A 21,012-nucleotide genomic window follows, 5' to 3' on the forward strand; every position below is an offset into this window, starting at 1 on the left:
GCGGCAGCCGGGAGCAGTCAGGTGATCGGCTCGCTGTCCCCCGCCCGGCGTACCCGCGAGGTGGCCGCGCTGCCCGGCGCGGCCGTCGACGTGGTCGTCGTCGGCGGTGGCGTGACCGGCGCCGGGGTGGCCCTGGACGCCGCGTCGCGCGGTCTGTCGGTGGTGCTGCTGGAGCGCACCGACCTCGCCGCCGGCACCAGCCGGTGGTCGTCGAAGCTGGTGCACGGCGGGCTGCGGTACTTCGCGCACGGCGAGATCGGGTTGGCCCGGGAAAGCGCCCGCGAGCGCGCCGTCCTCATGGGCGCCACGGCACCGCACCTGGTGCGGCCACTGCCGTTCCTGGTGCCGGACGCCGCCGGCCGGGGCGTGACCGCGCTGGCCGCCGCCGGGGGGCGGCTGGGCGATGCGGTGCGGCTCTCGGTGCCCGGTGGCCGCGGCTCGCTCCCCTCGACCCGGCGGGTGCCGGCCTCTGACGTCGGCCGGCTGGTCCCGGCGGTGCGGCCCGGGGGCGGTGGCGTCGTCTTCTGGGACGGGCAGCTCACCGACGACGCGCGGCTCGTGGTGGCGCTGGCCCGGACCGCGGCCGCCTACGGGGCGCGGATCGTCGCCGGGGCCACGGTCACCGCGGTCGGCGGCGGTGCGGTGCACGCGCTGGTCGACGGCGCGGAGGTGACCCTGCGTGCGGGCGTGGTGGTCAACGCGGCCGGGGTGTGGGCGCAGCGCCTGGCGCCGCGGATCCGGCTGGTGCCCTCGCGCGGCTCGCACCTGGTGGTGCCGGCCGTGCGGCTGGGCTCGCCGTCGGCGGCGCTGACCGTGCCGCTGCCCGGGGCGCGGTCGCGCTACGTCTTCGCACTGCCGCAGCCCGACGGGCTGGTCCACCTCGGGCTGACCGACGAGCCGGTCGAGGGCCCGGTGCCCGACGACGACGCCCAGCCGTCGGACGCCGAGGTGGCGCAGCTGCTCGAGACGGTGAACCAGGTGCTCACCGAGCCGCTGGCCAGGGACGACCTGGTGGGCGCCTACGCCGGGTACCGGCCGCTCGTGCTCCCGGAATCGGCCGGTAGCGGGCCCGGCAACGCGACCGCCGACCTGTCGCGCAAGCACCTGCTGACGTGGGACGGACCGGTCCTCTCCGTGGTGGGCGGCAAGCTCACCACCTACCGCGCTATGGCCGAGGAGGCGGTGGACGCGGTGGTGGCCCGGCTCGGGCGCGGGGCGGCGCGGTCGCTCACGGCCCGGCTGCCGCTGGTCGGTGCGGCGCCCCGGGTGGCGCTGGACCGGGTACCCGCTCCCGCTCGCCTGGTGGCCCGCTACGGCACCGAGGCGCCGTCGGTGGAGGCGCTCGGCCCGGCGCTGGTGGTCGCCGGCCGCTCGGAGACGGTGGGGGAGCTGCGGTTCGCCGTCCGGCACGAGGGCGCACGGACCGTCTCCGACCTGCTGGACCGGCGCACCCGCATCGGCCTGGTGCCCGCAGACCGGGAGCGGGCGGTGTCCGTCGCGGAGCAGGTCCTCGCCGAGGAGGCCTGACCCGGTCCCGCGCTCATGGCCAGGACTGCGGATCTCCGCTACCGGGAAGGCGGTTCCATCTCGCGCGGGACGGCGAGTTGCTCACCCGGACGCGGGGCTCACGCCGTGGAGGGCTGGCGTTCCTGGGCACCGAGCGCGGACAGGCTGCGGTGGACACCGACCGCGACCGCACCGAGGGCGAAGAAGCCCTGGTCGTCGGAGACCGTGCTGGTCCGGACGAGGCCGACCAGGCGGTGCAGCGCATCGACGGCGCGGGCGATCCGCGCCTCCCGCTCGTCGGGCGTCGTCCCGTCGCCGGTGTGGTACGGGGTGGTGAGCACGCCGGCGAGCCCGTCCAGCGCGTCGGCGAGCACCCAGCCGGTGCCGGCCTCGGCGTGGTCGACGCCGCGCCGGTGCGGATGGAACTCGACGAGCAGTGACGTGAGGTCGTCGACGAGGACGGCGACGCGGTCGACCGCGCGGGACTCCTCGCGGATGGTCTCGGCGCGTCCCTTCCAGCGGCGGGCCCGCGGGTTGGCGAGGCGGGCCCGCTCGACCTGGCGCTCGGCGGCACGCATGCGGTCCAGCGAGCGGTCCAGCCGGCGGTTGCGCTCGGTCCACTCGGCGGGGTCGGGGACCCGCCCCTCGCGCAGGGTCTCGGCCATGTCGTGCAGGTGTGCGGCGAGGACGGCGCGGGTGCCACCGATCCGGCCGACGGCCTGGGTGAGCTGCAACGGCGGGAAGAGGACGGCGGTGACCAGCACACCGATGGCCGCGCCGACCAGGGTCAGGCCGGCGTACCGCAGGACGTAGGGCCCCGGTTGGCCCGCCCCGACGGTGATCATGAGGACCGCGGCGAAGCTCACCCAGCCGGCCTGGTCCCGCAGGAGTCGCCGCCACTGCTCCACCCCGATGGCCAGGGCGACGATCAGCGCGATCGTCAGGGCGTCCGGGACCGACCGGGTCAGCTCGTACACGACGTAGGCCAGGGCGAAGCCCATCAGCATCGCCAGGACGCTCCGCCACGCCGCGCTCGCGGAGTCGGCGATCGTCGGGTGGACGGCGATCACCGCGCCGAGCGGCGCGTAGTACGCGTACTCCGACAGCAGTGGCGGCAGCAGGACGGCGACCTGCCAGGCCAGTCCCGCCGCGACGGCTGCTCGCACCCCGCGCTGTGCGGCAGGGTGGTGCAGCCACACAAATATGGCCTTCATCCGGTCCCAGGATGACCGGTGCCGATCCGTGGCGCGCGCCGGGTCCCGATCCGGGTCGGGCCGCCGCCGGCCGGGCCGGCGCCCCCCCGCGGACTGCCCCTGCCGGGGAGGCAGCGGCTACCGTGGAACGAGTGCCGCGGCCGCCGGTGCGCCGGGCTGTCGCGCCGGCGCCCGACCGGTCGCAGGGATCCGTGTCCGGAAGACGAACGACGACCAGGCCCGACAGCGACGTCGGGTGGGGAAGGCGCTGCCGCGATGTGGGAGTACGTGACCGAACGTGCCGACGTCATCGCCTTCCAGGCCTTCCAGCACGTGAGCCTGGTCGTCCAGTCCGTCCTGCTGGGCTCGGGAATCGGCGTCGCGGTGGCCATGCTGGTGTACCGCAGCCCGAGGGCGACGGCGCTGGCCAACGGCCTGTCGGCGGTGGGCCTGACCATCCCGGCCTTCGCCCTGCTGGGGGTCCTGCTGACGCCGTTCGGCTTCGGGATCACCCCGGCGGTCATCGCCGTGACCTTCTACGCGGCGCTGCCGGTGCTGCGCAACGCCGTGGTGGGGCTGGCCGGGGTCGACCGCTCGCTGGTCGAGTCCGCCCGGGGCATCGGCATGACCCGCACGGCCACGCTGCTGCGGGTGGAACTGCCCCTGGCCTGGCCGGTCGTGCTCGCCGGTATCCGCATCTCCACCCAGATGGTCATGGGGATCGCGGCCATCGCCGCCTACGTGCTCGGACCGGGCCTCGGCGGCTTCATCTTCTCCGGGCTGTCCCGGCTGGGCGGCGCCAATGCCGTCAACTCCACGCTCACCGGGACGATCGCGATCGTCCTGCTCGCACTCGTCCTCGACCTGCTGCTGGTGCTGGCGGGTCGGCTCACCACCCCCAGGGGGATCCGTGTCTGAGGCAACGTCCGCGCCGGCCGCCGGGACGGCCGGCAGCAGCGACCGGCACATCAGCGGGGTCAGCATCCGCCTGGACGGCGTGACCAAGCGGTACCCGGGACAGGACCGGCCGGCCGTCGACGACGTCACCCTCGAGATCGCCGCCGGCGAGACGGTGATGTTCGTCGGCCCGTCCGGTTGCGGGAAGACGACCCTGCTGAAGATGCTCAACCGGCTGATCGAGCCGTCCAGCGGGCGGATCCACCTGGGCGAGGAGGACGTCACCGATCAGGACGCCGACCAGCTGCGCCGGCGGATCGGTTACGTCATCCAGGCCGGTGGGCTGTTCCCGCACATGACCGTCGCGACCAACATCGGGATGGTCCCCCGGATGCTGAAGTGGGAGAAGCAGCGCATCGCCGAGCGGGTCGACGAGCTGCTGGACCTCGTCGGTCTGGACCCGGCCGTCTACCGCGACCGGTACCCGCGGGAGCTGTCCGGGGGCCAGCAGCAGCGGGTCGGGGTGGCCCGCGCCCTGGCCGCGGACCCGCCGGTGCTGCTGATGGACGAGCCGTTCGGCGCCGTCGACCCGATCACCCGCCAGCGCCTGCAGGACGAGCTGATCCGGATCCAGGAGGAGCTGGGCAAGACGATCGTCTTCGTCACCCACGACTTCGACGAGGCGGTCAAGCTGGGCGACAAGATCGTCGTCTTCGACGTCGGCGCGCGCGTGGTGCAGTACGACACCCCCGAGCGGATCCTGGCCGAGCCGGCCGAGGAGTACGTCGCCGACTTCGTCGGCGCGGGGGCCACGCTGAAGCAGCTGACGCTCACCCGGGTCGGCGACGTCGACCTCATGCAGGTGACGACGGCGACCGCCGGAGCCGACTCCGCGCAGGTGGTGGCCGCCGCGCAGGCCGCCGGCGACGGCTTCGTCGTCGTGCTGGACCGCCGCGGCCGGCCGATCAGCTGGCCCACGGTGGCCGAGCTCGCCCGGACGACCACGGTGCCGGACACGGTCGACGAGCGCCTCCCCGTCGTCGGGCTCCGGTCCACCCTCAACGACGCGCTGGACACCATGCTGGCGGCCAGCCAGGGCGGCGTCGTGGTCACCGGCCGACGGGACGGTCTCGCCGGTGTCATGGCGGTCGAGACGGTGATGGCCGCCATCCAGCGCACCCGCACGGAGGTGGCCGGATGACCGCGGCCACGGAACTGCACCCGGAGGACGCGCCGCAGGAGGTACCTCCGGAGGAGACCGCGCGGCAGGCCGACCCGTCCGCCGCCGGGAACGGCGGCTGGCGTGCGCTGCTGCTGCAGCCGGCGCTCCTGGTCCTCGGCGTCGGCGCCTTCCTGGTGTGGCGGGCCACCGCCGGCCTGAGCGAGACCGAGGACCGGCAGCTCGGCGCGACGGTGCTGTGGAACAGCATCCGGGAACACCTGTACCTGACCGCCGCCGCGGCGCTGATCGTCCTGCTGATCGCGGTGCCGCTGGGCGTCGCGCTGACCCGGCGTCCGCTGCGCCGGTTCAGCCCGCTGGTCATCGGGGTCGCCAACACCGGGCAGGCCGCGCCGGCGATCGGGCTGTTCGTCCTGCTCGCCATGTGGCTGGGGTTCGGCTTCCGGACGACGGTGGTCGCGCTGGTGGTCTACGCGGCGCTGCCCGTGCTGCGCAACACCATGGTCGGCATCCAGGGCGTCGACGCGCGGCTGGTCGAGGCCGGCCGGGGGATGGGGATGAGCGCGCTGGCGGTGCTGCTGCGCGTGGAGCTCCCGCTGGCCGTCCCGGTGCTGTTGGCAGGCGTGCGCACCGCGCTGGTGCTCCTGGTGGGCACCGCCACGCTGGCGACCTTCATCGACGGCGGCGGGCTCGGGGTCCTGATCAACACCGGGATCACGCTGTCGCTGGACTCGCTGCTGATCAGCGGGGCGGTGCTCGTGGCGCTGCTGGCGCTCGCCGTCGACTGGCTGGGCCGGGTCGTCGAGCACGTCGCCCGACCGAAGGGACTCTGATGCGTTCCCCCCTCGCCGCCGCGGCGGCCCTGCTGAGCTCCGCCGCGCTGGTGGCCGGCTGCGGACTGGAGAGCGCCAACACCTTCACCCCGCAGGCCGAGCCCGGGCTGATCGAGCCGGTCGCCGACGAGGGCGCGGAGATCACCGTCGGCACGAAGAACTTCACCGAGGCGCTCATCCTGGGCAAGATCGCCGCGATCGCCCTGCAGGCCGCCGGTTTCGAGGTCGTCGACCGCAGCGGCATCCCCGGCGCCGCGCCGGCGCGGGCGGCGATGCTCGACGGCGAGGTCGAGTTCCAGTGGGAGTACACCGGCACCGGATGGCTGAACTACCTGGGCATGCCCGAGGGCATCCCGGACCAGCAGGAGCAGTACGAGGCGGTGCGGGAGGCCGACCTGGCCAACGGGCTCACCTGGCTGCCGCCGGCGCCGCTGAACAACACCTACGCCTTCGCCGTCCGCAGCGAGGCGGTGGAGGAGCTGGGCGGCATCGACAGCCTCTCCGACATCGCCGAGCTACCGGTGGAGGAACGGACCTTCTGCGTCGAGTCGGAGTTCGCCACCCGCGGCGACGGGTTCGAGCCGATGCTCGAGGCCTACGGCATCCCCCTGGGCGACCCGCAGGGCGTGCCCCGGGACAACGTCAGCGTCCTGGACACCGGAGCCGTCTACACCGCGACCGACGAGGGCGCGTGCAACTTCGGCGAGGTGTTCACGACCGACGGCCGGATCGCGTCGCTGGACCTGACGGTGCTGGAGGACGACCGCGGGTACTTCCCCGCGTACAACGTGGCTCCGGTGGTGCTCACGGACGTGCTCGAGGAGAACCCGGAGATCGCCGACGTCTTCGCGAAGATCATCCCCCGGCTCACCGACGAGGTGATGATCGAGCTCAACAGCCGCGTCGACGTCGGCGGCGAGACGCCCGCCGATGTCGCGCTGGACTGGCTGGTGTCCGAAGGCCTGGTCACCCGCGGCTGACCTGCCCTGGGCACCTGAGCGCCGAGTGCGACGGACTCGTGGCCATCAGCGGGTGATGACCACGAGTTCGTCGCACTCGCCGGGCTCGCTCAGCTCCGGCGGGCGGATGACGTGCTGCCGACGTGCTTCCCCCCGCGGCGGGCAACCGGGATGCTCAGCGCGTGACCCGGCCGGAGACCCCTCCCGCACCACCCGCCCAGCGGTCCTCCCGCTCCCGCCGCCGGCTGCTGGTCGCCGCGGTGTCCGTGGTGCTCCTGGCCGGTGGGGTCTCGGCCTGGTGGTTGCTCCGGTCGTCACCGGTCGAGGCGGTCCCCGCGGTCAACGTCGCCCTGCCGGACGTCGATCCGGGCGAGCCGCAGATGCTGATGATCGCGCTGCTGTGCCTCGACGGCGCGGAGACGGCGACCATCGACGGGGTCACCGCGGACCGGGCCGGACTCATCGTCACGGATTTCGCCGTGCGGCCGGCTGAGTCCGGGGAGCCGACCGTCGGAGCCTTCGACGGCACGCTCCGGGAGAGCGGCTTCAGCGGCGGCCGGACGGTCACCGTCGCGTGTGCCGACGACACCTACTCCGAGCTGGCCGTCGAGGTCTCCCGCGGCGTCAACGGGCCTGCGCACACCGATGACTTCCATCTCCACTGGCGGTCCGGCGTCCGGTCCGGGGCGCTCCCCATCGAGGCGTCGGTGACCCTCTGCGCGTCCGGGCAGGTCGACGAGTACTGCGCGCCGGTGCCCCCCGGTTCCTGAGGGCGGCACGCCGGACCAAGGGGCCGCCCGGGCGAGGGCGCCTGGACGCTGGGCGCCGATGCGCAGTTCCCGGGCCGGGAACTGCGCATCAGCGCTCAGCGATCCGGCCTCAGCCGTGGCGGGCGGCGTTGGCCTGGACGGCGTCGCTCACGTACTGCGCGAGCCCGGGCGCGATCCGCTCGTAGTACGCGGTGAAGCGCTCGTCCGCCAGGTACATCTGGCCGAGCCCGGCGTGCATCGCGGGTGTGCAGTCGTAGAAGTTCCGGCTGATCTGCTGCCGGTGCTCCTCCGCCAGGTCCATCGCCTGCTCCGAGTCCGCGGGCACGTCCGCGGCCAGCGCCTCGGCGAACCGGCGCTCGACGTCGTCGGACTCGGCCTTCACCCGCAGCCAGTCGTCCTTGGTTATGGCGCGGGTGCGCTGCTGGGACTGCGCCCAGGCGTCGGTGTCGCCCCACTTCTCCTCGGCCTCGGCGGCGTACTCCTCGGGCAGCCAGTCGCCGAACACCTCGAACCGTTCCTCCGGGGTCAACGAGATCCCCATGGCACGTGCCTCCATCTCCTTCTCCACGGCCGCGACCATCGCCGACGTCCGCTCCAGCCGGCCCTGCAGCAGCCGGTGCTGGCGGCGCAGGTGCTCGAGGGGATCGGCGGACGGGTCGTCCAGCAGGGTCGCGACCTCCTCGAGGGGGAACCCGAGCTCGCGGTACAGCAGCACCTGGTGCAGCCGGTCCAGATCGGCCGGCGCGTACTGCCGGTAGCCGTTCGCCGTCCGGCCGGACGGCGACAGCAGGCCGATCCGGTCGTAGTGGTGCAGCGTGCGCACCGTGACGCCGGCCGTCGCGGCCACCTGACCCACGTTCACCGGGCCCTCCCTTCTTCCGACGAGGACAAGGCAACAGCCTGACGTTGCGTCAGGGTCAAGCGCCATTCTCCGGACGGCGGGGCGTGACCGTCCCGTGTGAGGATCGGGGCATGGCCGACGAGATCTCCCCCGAGGACCCGTTCCCCCGCCGGCGCGTGCAGGTGAAGGACGCCGAGATGGCGTACGTGGAGGCCGGGGAGGGGGATCCGATCGTCTTCCTGCACGGCAACCCGACGTCGTCCTACCTCTGGCGCAACGTCATCCCGCACGTGCAGCACCTCGGCCGCTGCCTGGCACCGGACCTGATCGGCATGGGCCGGTCCGACAAGCTGCCGGACGCGGGCCCGGGCACGTACTCGTTCGCCACGCATGCCGCCTACCTCGAGGAGTTCCTCGTCGCGGTGGGCGCGACGGAGCGGGTCACGCTGGTGCTGCACGACTGGGGCTCCGGCCTCGGCTTCGACTGGGCCGCCCGCCACCCCGACGCGGTCCGCGGCATCGCGTTCACCGAGGCGATCGTCACGCCGGTCACCTGGGACGACTGGCCCGCCGACGCCCGCAACATCTTCCAGCTCATGCGCGGCCCCCAGGGCGAGGCCGCGGTGCTGGACAAGAACGTCTTCGTCGAGCGGATCCTGCCGGCGTCCGTGGCCCGTGGGCTCACGCCCGAGGCGCACGACCGCTACCGGGAGCCGTTCGCCCAGCGCGAGGACCGCTGGCCCACCCTCGAGTGGCCGCGGCAGCTGCCGATCGAGGGGCACCCGGCCGAGGTGGTGCAGGTCGTCGAGCGGTACGCCGGCTGGCTCGCGGGCAGCGACGTCCCGAAGCTGTTCATCGACGCCGAGCCGGGGTCGATCCTGGTCGGCCGCCAGCGGGAGTTCGTGCGCAGCTGGCCGGCGCTCACCGAGGTTCCCGTGACCGGCAGCCACTTCGTCCCCGAGGACTCGCCGCACGAGATCGGCCGCGCGGTCGCGGACTGGCTCCCGACCCTGCCCAGCTAGGCCGTGCGGGACAGCGCTTCTGCCACGGTCGGGGCAGTACCTGCCGTTCCCGGGTAGGAGCCGGTGCTGAAGTGCCGCATCTCCGGGGCCCAGCGTCGGATCGCCGTGCGGTGCGGGTCCAGGCGGACGAAGGCACGCAGCGCCGCCTCGTCGTCCCACCACGAGACGGTGGTGAAACGGCGGGCCAGCGGCTGGGCGCGCAGGTGCAGACAGCGGGCTCCTGGACTGGCCATCACCTGCCTCCGGACAGCCATGCTGTCGCGCAGGAAGGCCGGGACGTCCCGCAGCCGGCGCAGGTGGAGGTGGGTGACCTCGACATGGCCGGGCCCCCCGCCGATCCGGTCGGCGGTCCACGGAAGATCGGGTACGAGGGGCATGCGGCCTCCTCCTCCGGTGCGCAGGCAGGTCGCCCGAAGGCTAGGGCGTCGGTGGCTGCCGGAGGAGTCCTTCGCGCGTCAGGCCGTGAGCGCGCGGACGGTCTCGACCACGGCGACGACGGCGAACACCAGGAACAGGCCTGCGGCCACCCGCCGGATCAGCGCGATCGGCAGCCGGTCGGCGAGCTTCCTGCCCAGGAACACCGCGAGGCCGGAGACGACCAGCAGCGCGGCCCAGGAGCCGACGAACACCGACACGGGGGCGTCGTAGCGGGCGGCGAGCCCGGCGGTGGCCAGCTGGGAGAGGTCGCCCCACTCGGCGGCGAAGAGGACGCCGAACGAGATGGCCGCCGCCCGGAGGAACGACGTCTGCTCCCGGGTCTCGGCGGCCTCCCCGCCGTCCTCGGGCCCGGCGGAGGCGCTCCGCCACAGCAGGATCGCGCCCACCAGGAACAGCAGCGCGACGACGCCGGTGACCAGCGCCTCGGGCAGCAGCGACAGCAGCGACCCGGCGGTGACGGCGATCGCCACCTGCAGGCCGAACGCCGTCCCCACCCCGACGAAGACCGGGAGCGGCGGGAAGCGGGTGGCGAGGACGAGGCTGGCGAACAGCGTCTTGTCGGGCAGCTCCACCGGCAGCACCAGGACGAACGCGGCCAGGACCACCGACCAGATCACTTTCGAACTCTCCTCGCTCGGCACTGCCGGGCGGGGCTCGGGCAGGCGGTCTCTCGGTGGCCCACGGTATCGGTCGGTGCCCGGGCGCCCGGAGGGCGGCGGGTCAGACGGTCGCCGGGGTCCGTCCGCGCGGACGCCGGCGGGCGGCCTTCACCCGGTACATGGCGGCGTCCGACGAGGCCAGTGCCGAGTCCGCGGTGTGGCCGGGGCCGCAGAGCGCGACCCCGATGCTGATGCCGACCGCGTGCTCGGCGCCCCCGGCCCGGCGCAGCGGCGCGTCGAAGGCGGCCGTGATGCGGTCGGCGATCACCTGGGCGGCCGCCTCCGAGCCGACCTCGGGGCAGAGCACGACGAACTCGTCGCCGCCGATCCGCGCGACGGTGTCGCCGGGGCGCACCTCGGCAGCCAGCCGGCGCGACGCCTGGACCAGCACCTCGTCGCCCGCCGCGTGCCCCGCGGAGTCGTTCACCGGCTTGAACCCGTCGAGGTCGCAGTAGAGCACCGCCATCGGCCGCTGCGCGCGCTCGGCGGCGGCCAGGCTCTGGTCCAGCCGGTCCAGCAGGAGGTTGCGGTTGGGCAGCCCGGTCAGGGGGTCGTGCAGGGCCGCCTCGCGCAGCGCGGCCTCCAGGGCCCGCTGCTCGGTGACGTCGGTGGAGGTCAGGACGAGGCCCAGCAGGTTGCCGTCGTCGTCGTGCACCCGGGCGCCGGAGGTGGAGATCCGCCGCGGCGGCCGGCCGGGCACGGCGATCGCGATCTCGGTGGCATCGAGCCGGCCATCGGCGAGGACCCGCCGGAGCGGCACCTGGTCAGGCTGCAGCGGGGTGCCGTCGGTGTCGGTGAGCGAGAAGGTCTCCACGAGGTCGTCGGGCTCCACCGTGAGATCGACGTCCAGCCCGTGCCAGTCGCGGAAGGTGGCGTTGAAGAGGGTCACCCGCCCCTCCGGGTCGGCGCCGATGACGCCCACGGGGAGCACCTCGAGCAGGGCGCGGGTGAAGGCGGTGGAGCGGGCCAGCTGCTGGTGCGCGCGGGCGGTCTCGGCGCGGGCGAGGTGGCTGGCCGCGGCGAGATCGGCCAGCTGGCGGGCCTGCTGGCCGGCGCGCACCAGCGACGCGACGGCGGTCGCGACGTCGGCGAGCCGGCCGCGTTCCTCGTCGGTAAAGGTGTGCGGAGCGTCGTCGAAGACGCAGATCGCGGCCAGCATCACGCCGTCCACCAGCACCGGCACGCAGCCGAAGGCCCGCATCCGGCCGCGGCGCCCGTCGACCCAGGGGCTCCGGCCGAACCCCGGCTCCAGGATCAGGTCGTCGCAGGTCTGCACCCCGCTTCCGCGCGCGAGCACCGTGGCGACGATGGATCCCTCGCGGGGCCAGGCCGCGCCGCGGAAGCCGTGGACCGCCATCACCCGCATGACGGCGGTGTCCATGGTGATCACCGCCGCGCAGCGCATGCCCGTCACGGCGGCGGCGACCCGCACCAGGCCGTCGAGAGCCGGGTCGGCGTCCATGACCGGGAGCTCGCGATCCGGTGCCGCGGCACCGGTACGGCCGAGCTCCGGTGCGGGCTCGGCCGCGCTGGTCATCCTGGTATCCCTCCGGTACGGCCGGCGACTCCGATCCGTTCAGTTTCGCAACGGCGCGAACGGTAGCGCGATCGAGGCCCGCCGGGGGAGTTCCCCCGCACGGGTGGCTCTCCGGCCTGCACCGCACGTCCCGGCTCCGGAAATCGCGGGCGCGGCCGGGGGTTCCCGAGTACCGTCCGGCCATGCGCCGACATTGATCCCCCTCGCTGCCCGGGGCGGCCCGGCCGATCGCGCGGCTGGCCGTGGGCTGGGCCGCGCTCTCCGAGCTGGTGCCGCTCTATCCCCTCTACGCCCTACTCTTCCTCGACACGGGCGTGTCCGGCGCCGAGCTGTCGCTGCTGTTCGGCCTCTGGTCGGTCACCGGACTGCTGGCCGAGGTCCCCGCGGGGGTGCTCGCCGACCGCTGGTCGCGGCGGGGAGTGCTGGCGCTCTCCGGGGTGTTGCAGGCCGCCGCGTTCGTCCTCTGGACCGCGGCGCCCTCGCTCGCCTCGTTCGCCGCGGGCTTCGTCGTCTGGGGACTCGGGGGGGCGTGCTCCTCGGGCACCGCGGAGGCCCTGGTCCACGACGCGCTGGCCGACGTCGGTGCGGCGGAGTGCTTCCCCCGGGTGAACGGCGCCATGACGGCGGCCGAGCTGCTCGTGCAGGTGCCGACGGCGCTCGCCGCGACCGCCCTGCACGCCGTCGGCGGCTACCCGCTGGTCGGCTGGGCCAGCGTCGCGGTCTGCCTGGCCGCCGCGGCCCTGGCGCTGCGCCTCCCCGACCCGCGGCCGGGCGCCGACGAGGACGTCGCGGGCTCGGTGCGCGCCGGCCTGGTCCAGGCGCTGCGGCGCCCCGCGCTGCTGGTGGCGGTCGTGGCGGTCGCGCTGGTCGGGGGGCTCGACGGGATGGAGGAGTACTTCCCGGTGGTCGCTGCCGACCTCGGGGTGCCCGTGGGCGCGGTCCCGGTCGTCGTGCTCGCCGCCTCGCTGGCGGGCGCGGCCGGCGCCACCCTCGGCGGCCGGCTGGTCCGGCCCCCGGCGCGGATCCTGGCCGCGGTGCTGCTGGCGGCCGGGGCGGGCCTCCTCCTGGTCCCGGTGGTGACCCCGCCGGTCGCCCTGGCCGCGCTGGCGGTGGCCTACGGCCTGTACCTGGCGGTGCTCGTGGCCGCCGAGGCGGAGCTGCAGCGGCGGATCACCGGGCCCTACCGGGCGACGGTCACCTCGGTGGCCGGCCTGGGCGTCGAGCTGTCGGCGCTGCTGGTGTTCGCGGCCTGGGCCCTGGGCGGGGTGGCCGCCGTGGGTCTGCTCGTGCTCGCCGTCGCCCCGGTGGCGGCCGCGGGGCTGAGCACGCGCGGACCGAGCCGGCGGAACTGCGGCTGACGTGGGGCCGGTCGGACCGGCCGGGCCGCGCGGCTGGTCCGCGCCGTTTCGTCGGTACCGCCGGGCAGGATGCCGCCATGGGGTACGAGAACACGTTCATCGCCGTCGCCACGGACTGCCGGGCGACCACGGGCGAGGTGCCACCGGAGCGGGCCGCCGGCCCCACGGTGGCCGGCACGCAGTACGCGATGCTCGCGGCCCGCCCGGGCGGGTGGACCCAGGAGGAGGTCCTGCTGGCCTCCTCCCCGGCCGTCCGCGGGCGTACCGGCGTCGACGACGACGAGCTGGCCCGGCTGCGCGAGGAGTACTTCGCCCAGCCGCGCGCCTGCCTGCGCGCCTCGCCGCTGCCGAAGACGTACGGCTGGGGCCTGCACTACGACGCCGAGGGCCGGATCACGCTGCACGCAGTGGATTCCCCCGAGTACGCCCGGCTGGCCGGCGACCCGGCACTCACCCAGCTGCGCGCCATGCGGTCCAGCCGCGGCTGACCGGCAGGCGTCAGCTCCACAACGGCGGGGCGGCGGGCGCGGACGGGGGCGTCGTCGGCGCGACCGGATGGGCGGCCTCCGCGGCGGCGGTGGCCGCCCGCAGCACCTCCTTGACCGGCAGGCCGAGGCCCCGGGCCAGGGCGGCGACGTCCTCGAACTCGACGCTCACGTTCACCGGCCGCCCGCCGGAGACGGCGAGCTTCACCCGCACCTGCCCGCCGAGCACGTCCACGGCCGCCTGCGCCCGTTCCAGCTCCACCTTGCCGACGTGGACCACCCGCAGGCCGATGGTCGACGTCGTCGCGAAGACGGCGGCCTGGACCGCCGCCACGGCGCCGGGCCGGCAGAGCACCGAGAGGGTGTGCGCCGGGCGGCCCTTCTTCATCAGGATCGGCGTCAGCCAGGCGTCGGAGGCGCCCGCCGCCAGCAGTGCGTCGAGCACGCCCGGCCACAGCCGGGGGTCGAGGTCGTCGACGTTGGCCTCGAGCACCACCGGCCGCGCCGGGGCCGGCTCGGCCGGTTCGCCGAGCACCAGCCGGACGACGTTGGGCAGCTCCGCCGGATCCCGCCGCCCGGCGCCGGTGCCCACCCGCTCCGGGCGCAGCGCGGGCAGGGTCGTCCACTCGTCCACCCGGGCAGCGAGCAGCGCCGCGCCCGTGGGGGTGCACATCTCGGCGGCCACGGCCCCGGCGTGCACCGGCACCCCGGCCAGCAGCTCCAGCACGGCGGGGCCGGGCACGGGGACGACGCCGTGCGCGCCGCGGGCCGAGCCGCTGCCCAGCGCCACGGGAGAGGCGGTCAGCCGGTCGAGCTCCAGGTACTCCAGGCAGGCGATCACCCCCACCACGTCGGCCAGCGCGTCCAGGGCCCCGACCTCGTGGAAGTGCACCTGCTCCGGGTCGGTGCGGTGCACCCGGCCCTCGGCCACGGCCAGCCGCTCGAACACGGCCAGGGCGCCGTCGCGCACCGGTGCCGGCAGGGCGGAGGCGGCCAGCAGCGACCGGACGTCGGCCCAGGTGCGGGTGGTGTCCGACGGCGAGGTGCGCACGTGGACGCGGATGGCGCCCAGCCCGTGCCGGGTGACCTGCTCGGTCTCCAGGACGACGTGCTCGACCGGCAGCGCGGCCACCGCCTCGGCCGGCACGTCCAGCGGCACCCCGGCGTCCACCATCGCGCCGAGCAGCATGTCGCCCGACGCCCCGGCCGCCAGGTCCAGCCACGCGATCACACTGTCGTCCTCCGGACGACACCGCGGCCGGGTGCCGTCCCCCGGTCGCGCGGAGCCGTGGCCGTCACTCCTCGCGGGACCCTGCGGGCCCCACTCGTCGCGACACCGCGGCCAGGTGCCGTCCCCCGGTCGCGCGGAGCCGTGGCCGTCACTCCTCGCGGGACCCTGCGGGCCCCACTCGTCGCGACACCGCGGCCAGGTGCCGTCCCCCGGTCGCGCGGAGCCGTGGCCGTCACTCCTCGCGGGACCCTGCGGGCCCCACTCGTCGCGACACCGCGGCCAGGTGCCGTCCCCCGGTCGCGCGGAGCCGTGGCCGTCACTCCTCGCGGGACCCTGCGGGCCCCACTCGTCGCGACACCGCGGCCAGGTGCCGTCCCCCGGTCGCGCGGAGCCGTGGCCGTCACTCCTCGCGGGACCCTCCCGGCACCCGCTCGTCGGAAGATCATGTCCTCCCGCCGCTCCTCCGGCTCACCCGCGCCGCGAAGACACCCGCCGAGTAGCCGTTGTCGATGGTGCTCACCACGACCCCCGGTGCGGAGGAGTTGAGCATCGTCATGAGCGCCCCCAGGCCACCGAACGCGCTGGGCTGCCCGGCGGAGGTGGGCACGGCGACCACGGGGACGTCGGTGAGCGGGCCGATCGCCGTCGCCAGGGCGGCGTCCATGCCGGCGACCACCACGAGGCAGTCGGCGACCAGCGAGCCGTCGTCCAGCAGGGCGTGCACCCGCCTGGGGGAGACGGCGTCCAGCCGCGTGACGGCCGTACCGGCCACCCGCGCGACGAACGCCACCTCCGCGGCGACCGGGGCGTCGGCGCCACTCGCGCAGAGCACGGTGGTGCGGCCGAGCGGCTCCGGCACCGGGCCCACCGCTGCGGCCATCGCCGTGGCGTCCAGAGTCGTGGCCGAGCCGTGCTCGGCGGCCAGCGCCACCAGCGTCTCCGGTGCCGCGCGCAGCACGAGCGCCGGGCGGTCCGGGTGCTCGCGCCGCGCCTCGCGGACCAGCGCCTGCACCTGCTCGGTGCTGCGGCCGGTGGCCCACACGACCTCTGGCTCTCCCGCGGCGACGGGCGTGGGCCCGGTCGGCTGCGGGAACCGGGGGAGCGGCCCGAGCAGGGGCTCGCCGGGCCGGTCGCTGCCCAGCGGCGGGTGCGGCGGATCCAGCAGCGGCGCGAAGCCGGTGGCCTCGTCGCGCACGGCGGCCAACGCCCGGCGGGCGTCGTCCAGCGGGGTGGCAGCCACCGGCACCGGGACGGCGTCGGGCACGGGGGCGGGAGCGGCCGGCGCATCCGGTGCACCGCCCGGGGCGCGGGTCTGGGTGAGCGCCGAGAGCCGTACGACCTGGTCCCGTCCGCTGCGCTTGGCGTCGTAGAGCACGCCGTCGGCCGCGGCGAACAGGGTCTTGCGGTCGTCGCCGCGGGTGGCCGAGGCGATGCCGGCGCTGATGGTGACCGGCACGTCGAGGCCCAGCTCCACCCACGGGTAGCGGGCGACCGCGGCGCGGATGCGCTCCAGCGCTCGCTCGCCCTGCTCGGCGGTGGTGTCGGGGAGCAGGATGACGAACTCGTCGCCGGCCCAGCGGCACACCTCGTCGGTGTCGCGGACGCCGGCCACCAGCAGCTCCCCGACCACGCGCAGCACGGCGTCGCCGCCGGGATGCCCGATCGAGTCGTTGATCGACTTGAACCGGTCGACGTCGACCACGGCCAGGGCCGGGACGCCGCCGGCGGCCAGCAGGCCGTCGAGCCGCGCCTCGGCGTAACGCCGGTTCGGCAGGTGCGTGAGCGGGTCCTCGTAGGCCTGCCGGCGCAGCTGGCCGGCGGCCCGCTCGGTCTCCAGCAGGCTCTTGCGGCGGCCGAACAGCTCCACCCAGCGGGTGCGCCGCTCGTCGACCCGGTCCAGCTCGTCGGCCAGGTAGGCCTGCAGGTAGGGGAGCGCCCGGCCGGCGTCGTCGAGGTCCGTTTGCAGCGTGCACAGCTCGCGCAGCGCCGCCCGGCGCAGCCGGGGCAGGCCGTGCTCGGTGGCGAGGCCGAGCGCGGCGACGAGGTGCTCGTCGGCGGCCCGGCCCTCCCCCTGCCGGCGCAGGGCCCGGCCCAGCGCGAGTCGCGCCGAGGCCAGCCGGTCCCGGTCGGCGGCGGCCGCGGAGAGCCGGACGGCGGCGCGCAGCGGCCCGGTCGCCGCGGCGTGCTCGCCCAGGCCCACCAGCGCCCAGCCGTGCACCACCTGGGCGGCCACGATGCCGGCCGCGTCCGGGGGCAGCTGCGCCAGGGCCTGCTCGGCCAGCTCGCGGGCCTCGGTGAAGTAGGGGGCGGCGGAGTCGGGCGCTCCGTCGTCGAGCAGCCCCTCGCCGAGCTCGGCGCACAGCTCGCCGAGGCGGGTGGCGGCGACGGCGACGAGGACGTCGGGGTCGGTGTCCTCCGGGCCGAGGACGGCGGGGTCGGCGGCGGCCGCCTGCGCCGTCTCGTGCGCGCGCCGCTGGTAGTCGAGCGCGAGCGGCATGAGCTCGAGGTCGGCCAGGACGCCGGCCAGCGTGCCCAGCGTGTCGACCAGCAGCGCGCTGGGCGGGAGGGCCGGGTCGAGCAGGCTCGCGGCCTCCACGGCCTCGTCCATCGCGGCGTCGATCCGCCGGGAGAGCAGTTCGATGCGGGCGTGGCGGGCGAGCCCCGCGGCCCGCTGGAGGTCGTCGTCGGCGGCGTCGAACGCGGCCTTGGCCGAGCGGACGAGGGCGATGGCCAGCGCGGCCCGGGAGGCCGACTCCGAGCGCGGGTCGGCGTCCTCGCGGGAGGGCGCGCCGTTGCCGTCGATCAGCTCGGCGACCCCCGCGTGCAGGTCGAGCGCCGGCTCGGCGGGGGAGTCGCCGGCCACCGGATCGCCGACGAGGGTGAACCCGGCGACGCGCAGCCGGCGCACCAGCAGCTCGGCGCGCAGCGTGTCCGCCCACGCCCGGCCCAGCGACGTCGGGGCACCGTCGGGAACGTCGGCGGTCGGCACGGCCGCGACGTACGGCGACGGGTCCCGCTCGACCCCGGCGAGCAGCTGCTCGGCGTCGTCGAGCTGCCAGTTGCTCAGGGCGGCGGTCACCCGGTGGTGCAGGGCTCCCGGTGGCACGAGCGCACTGTGCATGTCGTTACTGACCGTGTCGAGCACGTCACTGAGAACGCGCCGTCCCCCGTCCGTCGTGTCCCTCCCGTCCCACGCGTGCGGGAAGCTCACGTGCTCTCCTCGCTGGCGCTCGTCGACCGCGTTCGCGACGCTGCTGTGCCCTCCGGTGAGCTCGCAAGCTCGCTCACGCGCTCGCCCCGCGACCGGTGGCGTCGGTCGGGCCGTGGGCGCGGACCCGGTTGCGTCCCAGCCGCTTGGCGGAGAACAGGTGCAGGTCCGCGGTGTCGAACAGTGCCCGCCAGCCCACGACGGCGCCCGGCTCCCCGTCCGGGGCCGCCGGTGCGGTGGCGACGCCGATGCTCACCGTCACCGGATCGGTCAGGGGCAGGTCGCTCCAGTCGGCCTCCGCGACGGCGGACCGCAGCCGCTCCATCACCACGACCGCCTGCGCCTCGGTCGCCGTCGGCAGCACGACGAGGAACTCGTCCCCGGCCCAGCGGTACACTTCGTCGTCCCCGCGGCTGTGCTCCCGCAGCAGGTCGGCGACCCGGCGGAGCACGGCGTCGCCGTGGGTGTGCGACGTGTCGTCGTTGACCTCCTTGAACCGGTCGACGTCGACGACGGCCAGGGACAGCGGTTCCTCGCCCAGCCGCAGGGTGCCCAGCCGGCGCTCCGCGCTGCGCCGGTTGCCCAGACCGGTGAGCGGGTCCTCGAGCGCGTGCCGGCGCAGCAGCGCCGCCTGGCGCTCGGCCTCGCGCAGCCGGCTGCGGCGGACGAACATCTCCGCCCACATCTCACGGCCGCGGGTGTGCGCCCGACCGGTCTCGGCGCGGTAGGCCTCGAGCCAGTGCAGCGCCTCGGCCGGCCGGCCGAGATCGGCGTAGTCCTGGCCGAGCTCCAGCAGGGCCTGCCGGTAGCGGCGGCGGTCACCGGTGGCGGCGAACGCACCGGAGGCGTCGACCAGCAGGTCGATCGCCTCCTCGCCCACCGTCACGTCGCCGTCCCGCCGGGCGAGCGCGGCGAGCAGCCGGGCGAGGACCAGATCGGTGTAGCCGCGCAGCCACAGGCCACCGTCGCGCTGCAGCGACCGGCGGACCCGGCGCAGCGGGCCGAGAGCGGCATCCAGGTCGCCGCTGCAGACGAGCCCCCAGGCCTGCACCACGTCGAGGAGGTCGGCGTCGGCCTGCTCCGGCTCCCAGGGCAGCTGCCGCGCCTGGGTGGCGTGGGAGATCGCCTCGGTGGCCAGCCGCCCGGCGCGGTCGGTGTCCCCGCGGCGGCGCAGGGTCTGGGCGAGCTCGACGTGCTGGCGGGCGGCGAGCAGCAGCAGCCGCCAGCGGTCGCCGACGTCGGGCAGCGCCGCGGCCACCCGGGAGCCCCGGACGGCGTGCGCGACGGCCAGCTCCTCCAGGTCGAGCCCCGACAGGGTCATCGACAGCCAGCGGTGCGCCTGGAGCAGCGGGCGCGAGGGCTGCCCGGACTGCCCGTCGGTGAGCAGGCTGGCGTCGACGGCGAGCAGCATCGCGTGGTCGAGGTGGTCGCAGGTCGTCTCGACGTGCGCGAGGTACGCCATCAGGAGGGCGGTCTCCGCCGACACCGGGCACCGGTCCAGCAGCTCCCGGGCCGCGGCGATCCCGTCCGCGGTGGCGGCCGGGTCGCCGTCGAGCAGGCTCCGGCGGGCGCGCACCACGTGCCGCCAGGCGGCCCAGAGCGGCTCGTCGCTGCCGGCGAACGCGTCCTCGGCCTCGTCGAGCAGGGCGCGGAACGGGGTGGGGTCCTCCTGCTGACCGGCGTCGAGCAGTCGCCACAGCGCAGCCTGCAGCCCCACGGGAGGAACGCGGGCGGGGGCGGGGGTCACGCACTCCTCCAGTCAGGGGTAGGCGGCCGCGGAGGCCGGTGCTGCCGGTGGCCCGCCCCTGCTCCCGGGTCGGGCGACCGCCTCGTGCTGTGCGCACTACCCTCGTCGGATGCCCGGGATGCCACCCAGTCCGTCTCCGACGCGGTTCGCCTATCTCGGGCCCGAGGGTACCTTCGCCGAAGCGGCCCTGAGCAGGGCGATTACCGCTCCGGAGGGACGGCGCGACCCCCAGCCGAGTGTCGCCGCGGCGCTGGCCGCCGTCCGGTCGGGTGACGCCGACGCGGCGCTCGTCCCGCTCGAGAACTCCGTCGAGGGATCCGTGCCGGCGACGATGGACGGGCTGGTCGACGGCGAGCCGCTGGTGATCACCCGCGAGGTGTTCCTCGACGTGGCGTTCGTGCTCGCGGTGCGCCCGGGGACGGTGCTCGCCGACGTCGGCTCGGTGGCCAGCCATCCGCACGCGCTCGCGCAGACCGGCCGGCGGCTCACCGAACTGCTGCCCGGGATCAGCCCGCTGCCGACGACGTCCACCGCCGCGGCCGCCGCGGCGGTGGCGGCCGGCGAGGTCGACGCCGCCGTGTGCGCGGCGATCGCCGCCTCGCGGTACGGCCTCGACGTCCTGGCCGACGACGTCGCCGACCACCCGGGTGCGGTGACCCGGTTCGTGCTGGTCTCGCGACCGGGGCGGCTGCCCGACCCGACCGGCAACGACAAGACGTCGCTGGTGGCCGTCGTGGGGGACCGCACCGGGGCGCTGCTGGAGCTGCTGCAGGAGTTCGCCGTCCGCGGCATCAGCCTGACCCGCATCGAGTCCCGCCCCACCCGGCAGCGGCTCGGGGTCTACTCCTTCTCCCTCGACTGCGAGGGGCACGTCGCCGATCCGCGGGTGGGCGAGGCGCTGGCCGCGCTGCACCGGCTCTGCGACGACGTCCGGTTCCTCGGCTCCTATCCCCGTGCCGACGGGCGGGAGAACCGGCCGGTGCGGCAGGAGTCGTCCGACGCCGCGTTCGCCGACGCCGACGTCTGGCTGGCCCGGCTGCGCTCGGGCGAGGTCTGAGCGCCCCTCCCCGTTGATGATCGGCGGTTCACCCGTCCGGGGACCGCTCACGAGGCATTCCCGCCGCTACGCTCCGCCGCCGTGACGGTCC

Annotated in this window: 18 protein-coding genes; 10 read left to right on the top strand and 8 right to left on the bottom strand. The window is 75.6% G+C overall.

The annotated features are described in order from the left end of the window. The first annotated feature begins 21 nt into the window (after positions 1-21). Positions 22-1,527: a glycerol-3-phosphate dehydrogenase/oxidase gene (locus BLASA_RS01010; protein WP_014374126.1), complete on the top strand. Its 1,506-nt coding sequence runs from the start codon at positions 22-24 to the stop codon at positions 1,525-1,527. Positions 1,528-1,625: 98 nt separating this feature from the next. Here the strand turns inward: BLASA_RS01010 and BLASA_RS01015 are convergent, their stop codons facing one another. Further along, on the bottom strand, positions 1,626-2,720 hold the full coding sequence (locus tag BLASA_RS01015) for an FUSC family protein (protein ID WP_083877888.1): 1,095 nt from the start codon (positions 2,718-2,720) through the stop codon (positions 1,626-1,628). 267 nt (positions 2,721-2,987) lie between these two features. Between BLASA_RS01015 and BLASA_RS01020 the strand changes: the two genes are divergently transcribed. The 5 genes from BLASA_RS01020 to BLASA_RS01040 all read left to right on the top strand — a co-directional run bounded on the left by BLASA_RS01020 (position 2,988) and on the right by BLASA_RS01040 (position 7,338). Beyond that, positions 2,988-3,617 carry an ABC transporter permease gene (locus BLASA_RS01020; protein ID WP_231839525.1) on the top strand — a complete coding sequence of 210 codons (630 nt, stop codon included), beginning with the start codon at positions 2,988-2,990 and terminating at the stop codon, positions 3,615-3,617. After that, the gene (locus BLASA_RS01025) at positions 3,610-4,797 is read left to right on the top strand and encodes an ABC transporter ATP-binding protein (RefSeq protein ID WP_014374129.1); all 1,188 of its coding nucleotides are present in this window, start codon (positions 3,610-3,612) and stop codon (positions 4,795-4,797) included. The genes BLASA_RS01020 and BLASA_RS01025 overlap by 8 nt, the downstream gene beginning before the upstream one ends. Beyond that, positions 4,794-5,609, top strand: a complete 816-nt coding sequence (locus BLASA_RS01030; protein ID WP_014374130.1) for an ABC transporter permease — start codon at positions 4,794-4,796, stop codon at positions 5,607-5,609. The genes BLASA_RS01025 and BLASA_RS01030 overlap by 4 nt, the downstream gene beginning before the upstream one ends. Then, the gene (locus BLASA_RS01035) at positions 5,609-6,589 is read left to right on the top strand and encodes a glycine betaine ABC transporter substrate-binding protein (RefSeq protein ID WP_014374131.1); all 981 of its coding nucleotides are present in this window, start codon (positions 5,609-5,611) and stop codon (positions 6,587-6,589) included. The genes BLASA_RS01030 and BLASA_RS01035 overlap by 1 nt, the downstream gene beginning before the upstream one ends. Positions 6,590-6,750: 161 nt before the next feature. Then, the gene (locus BLASA_RS01040) at positions 6,751-7,338 is read left to right on the top strand and encodes a hypothetical protein (RefSeq protein WP_014374132.1); all 588 of its coding nucleotides are present in this window, start codon (positions 6,751-6,753) and stop codon (positions 7,336-7,338) included. A gap of 109 nt (positions 7,339-7,447) precedes the next feature. Here the strand turns inward: BLASA_RS01040 and BLASA_RS01045 are convergent, their stop codons facing one another. Then, positions 7,448-8,200, bottom strand: coding sequence for a MerR family transcriptional regulator (locus BLASA_RS01045; RefSeq protein WP_014374133.1), 753 nt, complete (start codon positions 8,198-8,200; stop codon positions 7,448-7,450). A 110-nt stretch (positions 8,201-8,310) separates the two neighbouring features. Between BLASA_RS01045 and BLASA_RS01050 the strand changes: the two genes are divergently transcribed. After that, entirely contained in the window at positions 8,311-9,201 is an 891-nt protein-coding gene (locus BLASA_RS01050; protein ID WP_014374134.1) for a haloalkane dehalogenase, read from the top strand. Here the strand turns inward: BLASA_RS01050 and BLASA_RS01055 are convergent. The 3 genes from BLASA_RS01055 to BLASA_RS01065 form a co-directional block, all read right to left on the bottom strand. Beyond that, entirely contained in the window at positions 9,198-9,578 is a 381-nt protein-coding gene (locus BLASA_RS01055; RefSeq protein WP_014374135.1) for a hypothetical protein, read from the bottom strand. The genes BLASA_RS01050 and BLASA_RS01055 overlap by 4 nt on opposite strands. 78 nt (positions 9,579-9,656) lie before the next feature. After that, on the bottom strand, positions 9,657-10,256 hold the full coding sequence (locus BLASA_RS01060; protein WP_014374136.1) for a TMEM165/GDT1 family protein: 600 nt from the start codon (positions 10,254-10,256) through the stop codon (positions 9,657-9,659). A 103-nt stretch (positions 10,257-10,359) separates the two neighbouring features. Then, the gene (locus BLASA_RS01065) at positions 10,360-11,835 is read right to left on the bottom strand and encodes a sensor domain-containing diguanylate cyclase (RefSeq protein ID WP_014374137.1); all 1,476 of its coding nucleotides are present in this window, start codon (positions 11,833-11,835) and stop codon (positions 10,360-10,362) included. Positions 11,836-12,077: 242 nt separating this feature from the next. Here BLASA_RS01065 and BLASA_RS01070 point away from each other — a divergent pair, with 242 nt between their 5' ends. Then, entirely contained in the window at positions 12,078-13,193 is a 1,116-nt protein-coding gene (locus tag BLASA_RS01070; protein WP_014374138.1) for an MFS transporter, read from the top strand. Between the two features lie 77 nt (positions 13,194-13,270). Further along, the gene (locus BLASA_RS01075) at positions 13,271-13,681 is read left to right on the top strand and encodes a DUF6157 family protein (protein WP_014374139.1); all 411 of its coding nucleotides are present in this window, start codon (positions 13,271-13,273) and stop codon (positions 13,679-13,681) included. Between the two features lie 10 nt (positions 13,682-13,691). On the opposite strand, the gene larC is transcribed toward BLASA_RS01075, so the two are convergent. The 3 genes from larC to BLASA_RS01090 all read right to left on the bottom strand — a co-directional run bounded on the left by larC (position 13,692) and on the right by BLASA_RS01090 (position 19,864). Further along, positions 13,692-14,909: a nickel pincer cofactor biosynthesis protein LarC gene (larC, locus tag BLASA_RS01080; RefSeq protein WP_014374140.1), complete on the bottom strand. Its 1,218-nt coding sequence runs from the start codon at positions 14,907-14,909 to the stop codon at positions 13,692-13,694. Between the two features lie 442 nt (positions 14,910-15,351). Beyond that, on the bottom strand, positions 15,352-18,015 hold the full coding sequence (locus BLASA_RS01085) for a diguanylate cyclase domain-containing protein (protein WP_231839526.1): 2,664 nt from the start codon (positions 18,013-18,015) through the stop codon (positions 15,352-15,354). Positions 18,016-18,193: 178 nt separating this feature from the next. Then, complete coding sequence (locus tag BLASA_RS01090) at positions 18,194-19,864, bottom strand: GGDEF domain-containing protein (protein ID WP_231839527.1); 1,671 nt, start codon at positions 19,862-19,864, stop codon at positions 18,194-18,196. Between the two features lie 109 nt (positions 19,865-19,973). Between BLASA_RS01090 and pheA the strand changes: the two genes are divergently transcribed. Further along, on the top strand, positions 19,974-20,921 hold the full coding sequence (gene pheA / locus BLASA_RS01095) for a prephenate dehydratase (RefSeq protein ID WP_041775537.1): 948 nt from the start codon (positions 19,974-19,976) through the stop codon (positions 20,919-20,921). Positions 20,922-21,012 lie beyond the last annotated feature (91 nt).

This window comes from Blastococcus saxobsidens DD2 (assembly GCF_000284015.1).
GTDB classification, from domain to species: domain Bacteria; phylum Actinomycetota; class Actinomycetes; order Mycobacteriales; family Geodermatophilaceae; genus Blastococcus; species Blastococcus saxobsidens_A.